The 15192-nt window shown below is 67.3% G+C and carries 8 protein-coding genes; 2 read left to right on the top strand and 6 right to left on the bottom strand.

All coding sequences use genetic code 11. The annotated features are described in order from the left end of the window. The first annotated feature begins 197 nt into the window (after positions 1–197). Both AC5Y2L_RS18130 and AC5Y2L_RS18125 read left to right on the top strand, forming a co-directional pair. A complete protein-coding gene (locus tag AC5Y2L_RS18130) occupies positions 198–707 on the top strand; it encodes a hypothetical protein (protein WP_499938822.1) in 510 nt (169 codons plus the stop codon). A gap of 38 nt (positions 708–745) precedes the next feature. Beyond that, on the top strand, positions 746–2527 hold the full coding sequence (locus AC5Y2L_RS18125; protein WP_499938820.1) for an acyl-CoA dehydrogenase family protein: 1782 nt from the start codon (positions 746–748) through the stop codon (positions 2525–2527). Positions 2528–2582: 55 nt separating this feature from the next. Here the strand turns inward: AC5Y2L_RS18125 and AC5Y2L_RS18120 are convergent, their stop codons facing one another. The 6 genes from AC5Y2L_RS18120 to ag85A form a co-directional block, all read right to left on the bottom strand. Beyond that, entirely contained in the window at positions 2583–4157 is a 1575-nt protein-coding gene (locus AC5Y2L_RS18120) for an acyl-CoA carboxylase subunit beta (protein WP_499938819.1), read from the bottom strand. Between the two features lie 7 nt (positions 4158–4164). Continuing rightward, positions 4165–9447 (bottom strand): polyketide synthase Pks13, encoded by a 5283-nt coding sequence (pks13, locus tag AC5Y2L_RS18115; protein WP_499938958.1) that lies wholly within the window; start codon positions 9445–9447, stop codon positions 4165–4167. Between the two features lie 95 nt (positions 9448–9542). Then, entirely contained in the window at positions 9543–11432 is a 1890-nt protein-coding gene (gene fadD32, locus AC5Y2L_RS18110; protein WP_499938818.1) for a long-chain-fatty-acid--AMP ligase FadD32, read from the bottom strand. 322 nt (positions 11433–11754) lie between these two features. Further along, on the bottom strand, positions 11755–12777 hold the full coding sequence (culp6, locus tag AC5Y2L_RS18105) for a carboxylesterase Culp6 (protein ID WP_499938817.1): 1023 nt from the start codon (positions 12775–12777) through the stop codon (positions 11755–11757). Positions 12778–12903: 126 nt separating this feature from the next. Next, positions 12904–13815 carry an esterase family protein gene (locus tag AC5Y2L_RS18100; RefSeq protein ID WP_499938815.1) on the bottom strand — a complete coding sequence of 304 codons (912 nt, stop codon included), beginning with the start codon at positions 13813–13815 and terminating at the stop codon, positions 12904–12906. A 215-nt stretch (positions 13816–14030) separates the two neighbouring features. Further along, positions 14031–15086, bottom strand: a complete 1056-nt coding sequence (ag85A, locus tag AC5Y2L_RS18095) for a diacylglycerol acyltransferase/mycolyltransferase Ag85A (protein ID WP_499938814.1) — start codon at positions 15084–15086, stop codon at positions 14031–14033. Between the last annotated feature and the right edge of the window lie 106 nt (positions 15087–15192).

Here is a 15192-nt window from a genome sequence, read left to right as displayed (position 1 = left end):
TGACTTACGAGTGGATGCCCAATTTCCCAACTACCGCTCGGATCGGCGCATTGGGGTGTATCAAGCCCAACTAGCCGCTTGAATTTCTTCAGCTAACTAAAGGGTTTGAATTCAAAGAATTGCTTCTAGACTCGGTTTGAGTTTCGCGTATAGCGTCAATACTCGGTATCCGGAAAACTCAAAACAATGGTGGGGAAATGCGCACGTGTACAACAGCGGCGAAATCCGCCGCATTAATCGGTGTGGTCAGCTCCTCGGCGTTTGCCCTGAACATCGCCGTCGCCTCGGCCGATCAGGGCGGCACAATTGTTGGGCTGCAAGCAAATCTGCGGAATTGCGATTTCAGCCTCGTGCACTACCCACCACTGGAGACCGAGGTGGCACTGGGCACCGGCTCGGTCCGTATTCACAAGAGCGGGTCGTCCGTGGTCGCAGAGGTTTCCCTGGCGGACTCGCCATCGCCAAACACTCATTTCGACGTCGGGCTGATCCAAGAACCGCGGCCGTCATCGGCAGGCTGCGGTCCCGGAGCGCCGGGTACCGCTTTCGTGGGCCTGCAAACCGACCCGGCCGGGGTCGGGACCGTCACCGTTCAAGACACCCTTCGGCCGGGCACAAAGGGTGTGTGGGTGATCGTCGAACGACCGAGTCCTCATCTCCAGGATCCGGCCGAGTACTACACCTCCGAGTTTTTGGTGCCGACCTAAACGCTGGTAACACCGCGCTTTTGTAATACCGTCGCGGTGTGAGCGAGTACGACCTCGAGGCGGTGGACCGGCTGCCCTTCTCCACCCCGGAAAAAGCGCAGCGCTACCACACGGACAACTATCGCGGAGCCGTCGGCCTCAATTGGTATCTCACCGATCCCAGCTTGCAGTTCCTCATGGCGTACTACCTGCGCCCCGACGAGTTCGCCTTCGCAGAGCCGCATTTGACGCGCATCGGTGAGCTGATGGGCGGTCCGGTCGCGCGGTGGGCGGAGGAAACCGACCGCAACCCGCCGCGGCTCGAGCGATACGACCGCTGGGGACACGACATCAGCCGCGTGGTCATGCCCGCGTCGTTCACGGCGTCCAAGCGCGCGGTGCTGGACGCGCAGCGAACCTTGCGCGCCGAGGCTCGCAGCGCGGGGCTGAGCTCGTCACTGCCGATGTTCGCGTCCAACTACCTGCTCAACCAGGCCGACATCGGGATGGGCTGCGCGCTGGGCACCGGCGGCGGCATGGTCCAGTCGCTGGTGGCCGCCTACGCACCCGCCGACGTTCGCGACCACGTCCTGGCCAAGTTCGACTCCGGCGAATGGGCCGGCGAGACCGCGCAACTGCTGACCGAGCGCACCGGCGGCTCCGACCTGGGAGCGCTGGAGACGACGGCAACGCGCGCCGGAGATGCCTGGGTGCTCAACGGCTTCAAGTGGTTTGCGTCGAACTGCGCCGGCGAGGCGTTCGTCGTACTGGCCAAACCCGAGGGCGCGCCCGACTCGTCCCGTGGGGTGGCCAATTTCCTCGTCCTGCGCACGCGACGCGACGGTTCACGCAATGGGGTGCGGGTCCGTCGCCTCAAGGACAAGCTCGGCACACGGTCGGTGGCGTCCGGCGAGGTGGAGTTCGTCGACGCCGAGGCGTTTCTGCTATCCGGGAACCCCAGCGCTGAGTCCGGCCCGTCCGACGGCAAAGGCCTGGCTCGCATGATGGAGCTGACCAACGCGGCGCGGCTCGGCATCGCGCTGTTCGGGCTGGCCAACGCGCGCCGGGCCCTGGTCGAGTCGCTGTGCTACGCCCGGCAGCGGCAGGCGTTCGGCGGCCCGCTGATCGACAAGCCGCTGATGCGACGCAAACTCGCCGAGCTGATCGTCGACGTCGAGGCCGCGCAGGCGCTGGTGTTCGACGGCCTCGGGGCAAGCAACCACCGCCAGCCCCGAAGCATCCGGCAGCGCATTGCGGTGCCGGTCACCAAGCTCAAGGTCTGCCGGCTTGGGATCACCGCGGCCTCCGATGCGATCGAAATTCACGGCGGCAATGGCTACATCGAAACCTGGCCGGTGGCAAGGCTTTTGCGCGACGCGCAGGTGAACACCATCTGGGAGGGCCCGGACAACATCCTGTGTCTGGATGTGCGGCGCGGCATCGAGCAGACGCAGGCGCACGAGACGCTGCTGGCTCGCATGCGTGACGCGGTTTCGGTTTCCGACGACGACGAAGCCACCCGATTGGTCACACGGCGTATCGATGATCTCGAGGCGGCGACGACGGCCTGGACGAAGCTCGACCGGCCGGTGGCCGAGGCGCGGCTGTTCCCGCTGACGGTGTTCATGGGCGACGTGTACGCCGCCGCGTTGCTCACCGAGCAGGCCGCCTGGGAGCGGGACACCCGCGGCGCCGACCGGAAGGGCCTCGTCGCGCGACTGTATGCGCAACGGTATCTGGCCGATCGCGGCCCGCTGCGCGGTATCGACGCCGAATCCGACGAGGCGCTGGAGCGCTTCGACGAGTTGGTGGCCGGCGCGTTTAGTGGCGAGCAGACGTAAAATCGCCCAAAACTGCGTCGTTTTGGGCGATTTTGCGTCTGCTCGCGCTACCTAATTAGATCGGGATCAGGCCGTGCTTGCGGCCCACCCGGAACCACAGTTGCTTGTCGCGCAGCAGGTGCATCGACTTGCGCAGCAGCAGCCGGGTCTCGTGCGGGTCGATCACCGCATCGATGAAGCCGCGCTCGGCGGCCGTCCACGGGATCGCCATATTGAGGTTGTAGCCCTCGATGAAGTCCTTCTTGATCTTCTGCGCCTCGGGCGTGGTCGGGTCGGGGAAGCGCTTCATCAGCAACTGCGCGGCGCCCTCGGCGCCGATCACCGCGATCCGCGCGGTGGGCCAGGCGAAGTTGAAGTCAGCGGTCAGCTGCCGCGACCCCATCACGGCGTACGCGCCGCCGTAGGACTTGCGGACCGTGATCGTCACCTTCGGCACGTCGGCCTCGACGACGGCGTAGAGGAACCGGCCGCCGCGCTTGATGATGCCGCGCTTCTCCTCCTCCGCGCCCGGCAAGAACCCGGGCGTGTCCACCACGAAGACGAGCGGGGTGTTGAACGAGTCGCAGAACCGGATGAAGCGCGCCGCCTTGTCCGACGCCTCGTTGTCGATCGCACCCGACATGTGCATGGGCTGGTTGGCGATCACCCCGACCGGGTGGCCGTCGACGCGCGCGTACCCGGTGATGATGGCGGGCCCGTGCTGCGCGGCGATCTCGAGGAAGTCGCCGTCGTCGAAGATGCGCAGCAGAATCTCGTGCATGTCGTAGGCCGCGTTGTCGGAGTCCGGCACGATGGCGTCGAGTTCCAGGTCGGTCGGGGTGATTTCCGGCTCCAGCCCGGGGTTGACGATCGGCGGCTTGTCGAAGCAGTTGGACGGCAGAAACGACAGGTAGTCGCGGACATACTGGAACGCCTCGGCCTCCGAGTCGACCACGTGGTGAATGTTGCCGTAGCGCGCCTGCGCATCGGAGCCACCGAGCTCGTCGAGAGTGACCTCCTCACCGGTGACTTCCCGAATCACGTCGGGCCCGGTGACAAAGAAGTAACCCTGGTCGCGCACCGAGACCAGCAAATCGTCCTGGATCGGCGAATACACCGCTCCCCCAGCGCATTTGCCGAAGATGAGGGAGATTTGCGGCACCAACCCGGACAGTGCCTCGTGGCGGCGGCCCAACTCGGCGTACCACGCCAGCGAGGTGACCGCGTCCTGGATGCGGGCGCCACCCGAGTCCTGGATGCCGATGATCGGGCACCCGGCCATCGCGCACCACTCCATCAGCCGGGCGACCTTGCGGCCGAACATCTCGCCGACGGTGCCCTGGAACACCGTTTGGTCGTGGGAGAACACCCCGACCGGCCGGCCGTCGATCATGGCGTGCCCGGTGACGCACCCGTCGCCGTAGAGCGCGTTCGGGTCGTTCGGCGTCTTGCACAGCGCACCGATCTCGAAGAAGGTGCCCGGATCCACCAACGCATGAATGCGGGCGCGGGCACTGGGGATGCCCTTCTTGTCGCGCTTGGCGGCGGCCTTCTCGCCGCCCGGCTCCTTGGCCAGCTCCAGTCGAGCGCGCAGCTCGGCCAGCTTCTCCGCGGTGGTGTGCAGGACCGGTTCTGCAGCTAAATCCGTCACTACGTGCCTACCTCACCTGTTCTGACTCGGCCGCCTCGATGTCGCCAAGCGCACGGCTCATGTGTGCGCCCACCTTGGCGATGATCGGCTCGTCGATGGCCTGGATGTGCTCGCCACCGATCGGCACGACCTCGAGGTCGGAGACGTACTCGCCCCAGCCGCCGTCGGGTTGGCGAACGGCGTACCGCGGCTCGAACATGATCGCGTCGTCATGGTAGCGATCGGCCATGTAGAGGGTGACGTGGCCGTCGTACGGCTGGATCTGAGCGGTGTCGATCGCCCGGTTGTCCAGATACGACGTGCGCTGGTGCTCGATGATCCCGGCCGGGATCTGCACACCGCTTTCGCGGACGGCGTCCAGCACGAACCGGACCTGGCCCTCGTCGTCCAGCTGCTCGAGCTGCTCGTACGGGATCTCCGGAATGGTGACGTTGAACGTCTTCTCGGCGAACCGCGCATAGCGGTCCCAGCGCTTGCGGATCTCCTCCTTGGTCTGCGGAATCTCTTCGCCCGCACGGACCGCGTCGATCAGCCCGACCCACCGGACGTCCTTGCCGAGCCGCTTCAACCCGATCGCGCACGCGTAGGCCAGCACACCGCCCAGCGACCAGCCGGCCAGGATGTAGGGCCCGTCGCCCTGCATTTCGATCAGCTTCGGAACATAGGCCGCGGCACGCTCTTCGATGGTGCCTTCCACCCGCTCGAAGCCGTACATCGGAGTGTCCGGTGGCAGCCGGTTGAGCAGCGGCTCGTAGACCACGGTCGAGCCGCCGGCCGGATGGAATACGAACACCGGGATCTTCGAGCTGCCCTCGGGCCGGGCCCGCAGGGTGCGGACGAACCCGTCGATCTGGCCCGCCTCCAAGTAGCCGCGCACCTTGTCGGCTAGCTCCTCGATGGTCGACGAGCTCAGCACGTCCTCGACCGTGATCGGCCCCTCGGCGCGCTCGGAAAGTCGCTGCGCCATCTTGGCCGCGCTGTCCTGGTCCAGCTGGGGCAGCGTGTTGAAGATCCCGCCGGGCGACTTGCCGGTGACGATGGCCCAGGTGGCGAAGGTGACCCGCTCGGCGGCATCGCGTGGCGGCACGTCGGAGTTGAGTGCCGCGGCCACCGCCTGCTGGTTCAGCGCCTCCGCGGCGGCAGCCAGGTTCGGCTGTGCGCCGTTACCGCCAGATGGGCCCGACGGATCCGTCGGCGGCGGCGGGATGGCCCCTTCCGAAGCGGGCTGGGTTTCCGGCTCCGCTTGCGGATCGGGCGCCGGGGCCAGCACGGTCGACGGCGTGGCGCCGCTGAGCAACTCCGCCTGCGCCCGGGCGATCTCCTCGGCGGTCTGATTCTTCTGGTATTCGTGCAGCTGCTCCACCTCGTCGCGGTGCTCGATCGCGTACTCGATCAGCTTTTCGACGTTGTAGAGGTTGGCGTCGCGCACGGCCTGCAACTGGATCGGTGGCAGGTCGAAGTCGTACTCGACGCGGTTCTTGATCCGCACCGCCATCAGCGAGTCCAGTCCGAGCTCGATCAGCGGCACCTCCCACGGCAGGTCCTCGGGCTCGTAGCCCATTGCCGCCGCGACGATGCTGCCCAGCCGGTCGGCGATGGTCTCACCGGAGTCCGGCGACCACTTGACGAAGTCGCTGGGCATGTAGCGGGCGGTCAGGCTGTCCGACAGCGTCTGGGCCTCTTCTTCGGTGGCGGCAGGTTCGGGCACGGCCGTGGCGGCCCCGTTGGTGGCCGTGGCCGCAATCGCGGCGCCGGCGCCAACCGCCGTCGGCAACACCGCCTCGGAGCCAGCGCGGGCCACCAGCGCGTCGTACACCAGCGTGAACGATTCGTCGATCCGCGCGTGCACCTGAACCGACGCACCGCCGGGATGGCGGGTCATCGTGGTGACCAGCCGCGCACCCTCGCCAGGCACCGCGCGCTGCTCGGCGGCCGTCAACTGCGCATCCGGAAGCACTTGGGCCGCAGCGGCTCTCACCAACCCGGCCAGGTCCGTCTTGCCGTCGCGGGGCGCGTACTCCCAAACGTGCCGGCCGTCGGGCAGCGCGACGTGGTTGCCCGGCATCATCACCGAGGCGTCGCCGGAGAAGTGCGCGGGCAGCCAGTGCTCCTTGCGCTTGAACCGGGTCGGCGGGATGTTCGCGTAATCCTCCGGGCCGACAGGGCCCTCGGAGCGCCGCGGGAACAGGGTCCAGATGTCCAGGTCGTGGCCGTACACGTACAGCTGGGCCATCGTCGAGATGATCGACTCGACCTCGTCCTGCTTGCGGGCCAGCGTCGGGATCAGCTGGGCGTCGACAAGACCGGCCGCGGCCGTCGTCAGGCCCACCTGCATCAACGCCACGGGGTTGGGCGCGAGCTCCAAGAACGTGGTGTGCCCGCTGTCCACCGCGTTGCGAACGCCGTGGGTGAAGTAGACGGAATGCCGCAGGCCCTTCTTCCAGTACTCGACGTCGTGGATCGGCTCGCTGCCCGGCTTGATGTAACGGCCCTCGTGCACCGTGGAGAAGTAGCCGCACGTCAGCGGCATGGGGTGGATGCCCTGCAGCTCCGCGGTGAACTCGCCGAGCAGCGGATCCATTTGCGCGGTGTGGCTGGCGCCCTTGGTCTGGAACTTGCGGGCGAAGCGGCCTTCGGCCTCACAGCGGGCGATGATCGCGTCCACCTGGTCGGGCGGGCCGCCGATCACGGTCTGGGTCGGAGCGGCGTAGACGCAGACCTCAAGATCGGGGAAGTCGGCGAACACGGTCTTGATCTCGTCGGCGGAGTATTCCACCAGCGCCATCAGCCGGATGTACTCGCCGAACAGCATCGCCTCGCCCTCGCCCATCAGCCGGGCGCGCGGGACGATAATCCGCACGGTGTCGCGCAGCGAGAGCCCGCCGGCGAAGTAGGCGGCGCCCGGCTCACCCAGCGACTGACCGATCACCGCGGCCGGATTGGCGCCGTGCGCCTTGAGCAGCTCGCCGAGCGCGATCTGGATGGCGAAGATCACCAATTGGACGGCCTCGATGGGGTATTCGACGGTGTCGCCGGTGTAGTCCACCGCGTCGTCGAGGATCATCTCGAGAATCGAGATGCCGCGCTCGTCCTGGATCAGGGCGTCGATCTTGTCAATCCACTCGGCGAAGACCGCGTTGCGCAGATACAGGCTCTTGCCCATCTTGCGGTGCTGCGCGCCGAACCCGGCGAGCACCCACACCGGACCGTTGGTCACCGGACCGTCCACGCTGAACACGTTCGGCGCCTGCTTGCCCGCGGCCACCGCGCGCAGGCCCTTGATCGCCTCGTCGTGGTCGTGGGCCAGCACGACGGCACGGGAACGGCCGTGGTTACGCCGCGACAGCGACCGGCCGATCGACTCCAGCGACGACGCCCGGCCTTCCGAGCTTTCCATCCAGTCCGCCAGCTCGGCGGCGGCGGCCTTCTTGCGTGACGTCAGGAACGCCGACACCGCCAGCGGGATCAGTGGTGGCTTAACCTCTTGTGCCGCAAGCTCTTCCAGCGCGGCTTCCTTGAGCCGCAACGCCTCTTCGGTCAGGCCCGGAAGTTCGGGTTCGGCCTCTTCGGCGGCCGGCGTGTCGGTGAGGATGTTGCCGAAGTCGTCGAACCGCAGCGCGTGGCCTTCCAGCGCGCCGGCCTGCGGTTCAGACGCTTGGGCCGGCGGGGCGGGCTCGGGCTCGGGTTCACGCTCGATCACGTCGCGGGGCAGCACTTCGCGGACCACCATGTGCGCGTTGGCCCCGCCGAAGCCGAAGCTGGATACCCCGGCCAGCGCGTAGCCGCCGTAGCGCGGCCAGTCCGTGGCCTGGTCGATGACCTTCAGGTGCATCGCTTCGAAGTCGATGTACGGGCTGGGCCCGGCGAAGTTGATGGACGGCGGCAGCTTGTCGTGCTGCAGGGCCAGCACCACCTTGGCCATGCTGGCCACACCGGCCGCCGACTCCAGGTGCCCGACGTTGGTCTTGACCGCACCCAGTAGCACCGGGCGGTCGGCGGGGCGGCCCTTGCCGACGACCCGGCCCAGGGCCTCGGCCTCGATTGGGTCGCCGAGGATGGTGCCGGTGCCGTGTGCCTCGACGTAGTCGACGGTGCGCGGGTCGATGCCGGCGTCCTTGTAGGCCCGGCGCAGCACCTCGGCCTGGGCGTCCTGGTTGGGGGCGATCAGACCGTTGGACCGGCCGTCGTGGTTGACCGCGCTGCCGGCGATGACGGCCAGGATCTGGTCGCCGTCGCGGCGGGCGTCGTCGACCCGCTTGAGCACCACCATCCCGGCACCTTCGGAGCGGGTGTAGCCGTCGGCGTCCGACGAGAACGATTTGATCCGGCCGTCGGGGGCCAGCACCGCGCCGATCTCGTCGAAACCGAGCGTCACCATCGGGGTGATCAGGGCGTTGACGCCGCCGGCGACCACCACGTCGGCCTCGCCGTTGCGCAGCGCCTGCACGCCCTGGTGCATCGCCACCAGCGAGCTCGAGCATGCGGTGTCGATGGTGACCGACGGTCCGCGGAAGTCGTAGAAATAGGACACCCGGTTGGCGATGATCGAGCTGCTGGTGCCGGTGATCGCGTAGGGATGGGCGACCGTCGGGTCCGAAACGGCCAGGAAGCTGTAGTCGTTGGTGGAGCTGCCGATGTACACGCCGACGGGCTTGCCGCGCAGGCTGGACGCCGGGATGCGGGCATGCTCCAGCGCCTCCCAGGTCAGCTCCAGCGCCATCCGCTGCTGCGGGTCGATGTTGTCGGCTTCGGTCTTGGCCACCGCGAAGAACTCCGAGTCGAAGCCCTTGATGTCCTTCAGGTAACCGCCGCGGGTGCGTGCGGTGGCGATGCGCGCGGCCAGCCGCGGCTCTTCGAGGAATTCCGACCAGCGGCCCTCGGGCAGGTCGGTGATCGCGTCGCGGCCCTCCATCAGGGCCTGCCAGGTCTCTTCAGGACTGTTCATGTCGCCCGGGAAGCGGGTGGAAAGCCCGACGATCGCGATGTCCACGCGTTCCGCCGCGCCCTCGCGTGACCAGTCCATATCGTCGTCGGTGTCGTCGGCTGCGGTTTCCGGCTCGCCCTCGACGATCCGGGTGGCCAGCGACTCGATGGTCGGATGCTGGAACGCCACCGCCACCGACAGCGTGACGCCGGTCAGGTCCTCGATGTCGGCGGCCATCGCCACGGCGTCGCGCGAGGACAGACCAAGTTCGACCATCGGCACCGACTCGTCGATCGAGTCCGGCGACTTGCCGACCGCCTTGCCCACCCAGTTGCGCAGCCATTGACGCATCTCGGGGATCGTCATGTCGGTCTTTTTGGCGGGCACGTGGGCCTCAGAGCCGGTGTTGTCGGTGTGCTCCGCAGAATCGTCGATCTCAGACATAAGTACCCTTTGGTTGCTCAGGATCCGGTGGCGAAGACCGTCGGGGATGCGACGCCGCTGCGCAGGCTGCCGTCGAGATAGGCGGTACGGCAGGCGCGACGGCCGATCTTGCCGCTGGACGTGCGCGGGATGGTGCCGGCCTGGACCAGCAGCACGTCGCGCACGGTCACCCCGTGCCCGACGGCGATCGCCGCCCGGACGTCATCGGCGATGGGCTGGTAGTCGAGTTTGTGCGTACCGGCCGCCCGCTCCGCGACGATCACCAACTGCTCGGAGGTGTCTTCGGGGTCGAACTTCAGGCCGGCGTGCGGATCGTCGAACACGCTCTGCGGCAGCTGATTGGCCGGCACCGAGAAGGCGGCGACATAACCGACGCGCAGCGCCTTGTTCGCTTCCTGCGCCGTGTACTCGAGGTCCTGCGGGTAGTGGTTACGGCCGTCGATGATGACGAGGTCCTTGATCCGGCCCGCTATATAGAGGTGTCCCTTGTAATAGGTGCCGTAGTCGCCGGTGCGGACCCACAGCCCGTCGTCGGCGGCGCCCTCGGCGTGTGACTCGCTGATCCGCGACTTGAGGATGTTGCGGAAGGTGTGGTTGGTCTCTTCTTCCTTGTTCCAGTAGCCGGTGCCCAGGTTCTTGCCGTGCAACCAGATCTCGCCGATCTGCCCGTCCGGCAGCTCGCTGGCCGAGTCGGGGTCGACGATGACGGCCCACTCGTCGACGCCGACCACGCCGGCGGAGACCTGCGCGACGGCGTTCGGGGCGTCCGCGGCCACCTCGACGAAGCGCTGGTTGTTCAGCTCCTCTCGGTCGACGTGGATGACCGTCGGGGGCTGGTCCATCGGGGTCGTCGACACGAACAGCGTCGCCTCGGCCAGACCGTAGGACGGCTTGACCGCCGTCTCCGGCAACCCGTAGGGCCGGAATGCTTCGTAGAACTTGCGCATCGATGCCGGCGACACCGGCTCGCTGCCGTTAAGGATGCCCTTGACATTGCTCAGGTCCAGTGGCGGCTCGTCGTCGCGGGGCACCCCGCGGTTCGCGGCATGCTCGAACGCGAAGTTCGGCGCGGCCGAGAACGTGCCGCCGGTCTCGCCGGGCTTGCGGGCCAGTTCGCGGATCCAGCGGCCGGGCCGGCGCACGAACGCCGCGGGAGTCATAAAGGTGAAGCTGTAACCGAACACCGGCGAAAGCAGCGCGGTGATCAGGCCCATGTCGTGGAAGAACGGCAACCAGCTCACCCCGCGGTCGCCTTCGGAACCCTCCAGCGCGTTGAGCACCTGCAGCACGTTGGTGGGCAGGTTCAGGTGGGTGATCTGCACACCGGTCGGGGTGCGGGTGGAGCCCGAGGTGTACTGCAGGTACGCGGTGGTGCCCTCGGTGGCTTCCGGTTCCTGCCAGGTGACGGCTACCTCATTGGGCACCGCGTCCACCGCGATGACGCGCGGGCGTTCCTTGGCGGAACGGGAGCGGATGAACTTGCGTACTCCCTCGGCGGAATCGGTGGTGGTCAGGATCGTCGACGGGGTGCAGTCGTCGAGCACCGCGTGCAACCGGCCGACGTGACCCGGCTCGGCCGGGTCGAACAGCGGCACCGCGATCCGGCCGGAATACAGCGCGCCGAAGAAGGCGACCAGATAGTCCAGGTTCTGCGGGCACAGGATGGCGATGCGGTCACCGGGCTGGGTGACCTGCTGCAGTCGCGCGCCGACGGCACGGTTGCGGGCGCTGAAGTCGGACCACGAGATGTCGCGTTCGACACCCTCCCGTTCGGTGGAGTAGTCCAGGAACCGGTACGCCAGCCTGCCGCCGCGGAGCTTGGCCCACCGCTCGACGTGCTTAACCAGGTTGGTGTTATCCGGGAACCTGATCTTCCCGTCCACGATGAACGGGTTGTGGTACGCCATGCCGGTCTCCTGTCAGATACTCCGTTGTGTCGGCTTCGCCGACGTCTCCGCTTTTGGTCGGCATCGCCGACGGTGTCTGTCTACGTGCACGCGCACCGACCCTCGCGTCGCGCAGGCTGGCGCGGTGCCAGGTCGGTGCCAGTTGCGACCCAATCGGGTCAACCACAATGCTCTGATTGCTCTTAATTTTCTCTTAATGTTAAGGGGCGGCGCGCGGCATACCAAATCACAAGGTACCTCTGATCGCGCCCGCCATCGCCGCTCTAATGCGTGTCGAACGACGCGGCTTGTCCGGCATCGATCAAAGCGGGTGCAAGCGGCGTCAGCCGTGTTTGGGATGCGGCGCGTTCTCGATGAGGCCGTGCGCCCAGTTCAACGTCCAATCGGTCGCCGGTATACCGTCCACGTTCCAGAACTGCGTGGTGGCATACATTGCATGGATCGGCTGGGCGCCGTTGCCGGCCAACGTGTTCAGCGTGTTGGGCAGGTTGGTGATGCTGAAGGCTTCTTTCGGAGCGGCGCAGATGAGGTCGCCCGGTGCGCAGATCTCGTTCGTCTTGTCGTTGAGCGAGCCGAAGCCGTCCGGCCGCGCGCCCGTCATGGTCAGACCCAGACCAGACAGGACCGGCACCTCATGCAGGGTGATCTCGGCGCCCTCGCCGGGTGGGCTGGGCCCGATCTGCTTGCCCACGTCCGCCTGCCGGCGACCGTCGGCGATCAAGGTCACACCGAGGACCAGGTCGTCGTCGACGGGTCCGCGGCCGTTGCCGATGTCGCTGGCGATGTCGCCCGCGATCACCGCCCCTTGCGAAAAGCCGATCAGCACGTAGCTGGTCAACGGGCACTTGGTGTTCATGTCCGTGATCGCGCGCACGGTCGCCTGGGTACCTTGCGCCCGGCTTTCGTTGTAGGACATCTGGTTGTCCGCGGAAAGCGGATTGTGGAACTGCGCCGTGTAGGGCGTGGTGTACGTCTGCACCCGCGACGGGCCGAATTGTTGCCCCAGCGTGGTCACCACGTTGTGCAACAACGCGTTCGGAAATTGGATGGGGGCAAACGGCGGGTCCTGCAGCGACGACTCCCAGGTGCCCGGAACGTTGACCAGCAGCACATCGGGGCAGGACGCGTCTTGATAGGCCGGTCGCGGCTTGTGCGGGTGCGGGGTCGCGGTAGCCGACGGCGGCAGCGCCCCCGGCGGCACCGCCGACGGCGGCGACGCGGGCGTGCGCAGCATCAGAACGATGGCCACGATCACCACGATGACGACCGCCGCCATCCCGCACGCCGCAACCCAGGCAAGGATTCGATGCCGCTTGCGTCGCGAATTCTTGGCCCGCTTGGCCATCCGGAGTCTCCTGGCAGTGTCGGTAGGTCGCAGCGACGCGGCCGTCGGAGACCCCCGCTGCACTTGCCTACACGGTACCGGCTACTCCGAGGGCGCCGGCGGCGTCGCAGCTAGGCCTTGGTGTGGTTATCGGATGGCGCCGGCGATGTCGCCGGACATGGCACCCAGCTCCGCGCTCCACGAACCCCAGCCGTGGTCGCCGCCGGCCGGGAAGTCGAAGTGGCCGTTGTGCCCGCCGACGTTCCGGTACTGCTGGTAGAAGGACAGGCTGCTGCCCAGTGCCTGATCGGGCACGTCGATCATGGCCACGGGATCGCCGGTGGTGACCTTCGGCGCGTAGACCCAGACCCGGGTGTTGTTCGCCGCGAGCAAAGACGCGTGGACCCACGGGTCGTGCCACTTCCACCGGCCCAGCTGTGGTGCACCCCACATGCCGTTGCCGTCGACGCCGCCGTACTTCTGCAGGCCGGCCAGGATTGCGCCGTTCATGGTGGTTTCCGACGGGTACAGGAAGCCCGACAACGAACCGGCGAAGCCGAACCGGTCGGGATGGAAGGCCGCCAGCGCCATCGCGCCGTATCCGCCCTGCGATGCGCCGACGGCGCCGTGGCCGGTGGGCGCCAGGCCCTTGTTCGCGGCCAGCCAGTCGGGCAACTCCTGGGACAAGAACGTCTCCCACTGCTTGCTGCCGTCCTGCTCCCAGTTGGTGTACATGCTGAATGCCCCGCCGGCGGGGGCGACCACCGAGATGCCCTTGCCGGCCAGCGTGTTCATCGCGTTACCGGCGGTCACCCAGGTGCTGACGTCGGGACCGGCGTTGAAGGGGTCCAGCAGATAGACGGCGTGCGGCCCGCCGGCCAGGAAGGCCACCGGAATGTCCCGGCCCATGGCTGCGGAAGGCACCATCAGGGATTCGTAGCCTGCTGCCCTGGCCGTGCCGGTGGAGCCGGCGGTAACCGCGACACCGCCGATCCCGATCGACAGCACGGCAACGCAGAGCAGCCGCAGAACCGTCGACAGACGCCTTATGCCCCTCATGTCCACCTCCATGGTCGGTTGCTCTGTGAACACTATCCAGCCCCGGCCGCTCTTGACTAGTAAACCGGCGCGAGTCCTGGCGCGGCTCAACAGCTAACGGCGGCGATCCCCTCGGGAGTCAGCGCCGTTGCGTGTGTTCATACGCGACTGTGGGGCTTAGGTACGAAATCCCGTACGTAAGCCCCACAGTCGGCAACCGATGCGTCAGCAGACCCCTAGGCGCCGTGCGTGGTGCCGGCGCCACCGGCGCCGGCCGCGGCGGCGGGCGGGGTGGCGCTGCCACCTGGGGTGGCGCCCAGTACCCGCTGCAGGTCCGGCTTCATCGCGTTGAGCTGCTGGCCCCAGTATTCCCAGCTGTGAGTGCCGTTGGCGTCGAAGTTGAACACCGCGTTGTGGCCACCGGCCTGGTTGTAGGCGTCCTGGAACTTGATGTTGCTGGTCCGCACGAAGCCCTCCAGGAACTTCGCCGGCAGGTTGTCGCCACCGAGCTCGGACGGCTTGCCGTTACCGCAGTAGATCCAGATCCGGGTGTTGTTGGCGACCAGCTTGCCCACCTGAAGCGACGGGTCGTTGCGCTGCCAGGCCGGGTCGTCCTTGGGACCCCACATGTCGGCGGCCTTGTAGCCGCCCGCGTCGCCCATGGCCAGACCGATCAGCGACGGGCCCATCGCCTGCGACGGGTCCAGCAGCGCCGACAGCGAGCCGGCGTAGATGAACTGGTCGGGGTGGTAGGCGGCCAGGATCAGCGCCGACGACCCGGCCATCGACAGGCCGACGGCGGCGCTGCCGGTGGGCTTGACCTGCCGCTGGCTCTGCAGGTACTGCGGCAGCTCGCTGGTCAGGAAGGTTTCCCACTTGTAGGTGGTGCAGCCGGCCTTACCGCAGGCGGGCTTGTACCAGTCGGAGTAGAAGCTGGACTGCCCACCGACCGGCATGGCGACCGACAGGCCGGACTGGTAGTACCACTCGAACGCCGGGGTGTTGATGTCCCAGCCGTTGAAGTCGTCCTGCGCGCGCATACCGTCGAGCAGGTACAGGGCCGGTGAGTTGGGTCCACCGCTCTGGAACTGGACCTTGATCTCGCGGCCCATCGCGGCCGACGGCACCTGCAAGTACTCCACTGGCAGGCCCGGCCGGGAGAACGCCCCGGCAGTGGCGGTGCCGCCGACGGCGCCGATCAGACCCGACAGCAGGGCCGCACCGACGGCTCCCACCACGAGTCGGCGCGGCATGCCCGTCACGGCAGCGCGAAACCTGTCAACAAGCTTCATTCGTTGTTTCCTCATCCTCGTAGGCCACATCCAAAAGGGGTTTGGGCGCATCCTGAACTAGGTCGGACTGCAAGCGTTGGACGCTGCAGTGCCCGTGTAGTCAATC

This window comes from Mycobacterium sp. NGS66 (assembly GCF_059812225.1).
This window is presented reverse-complemented; position numbering and strand designations above follow the sequence as displayed.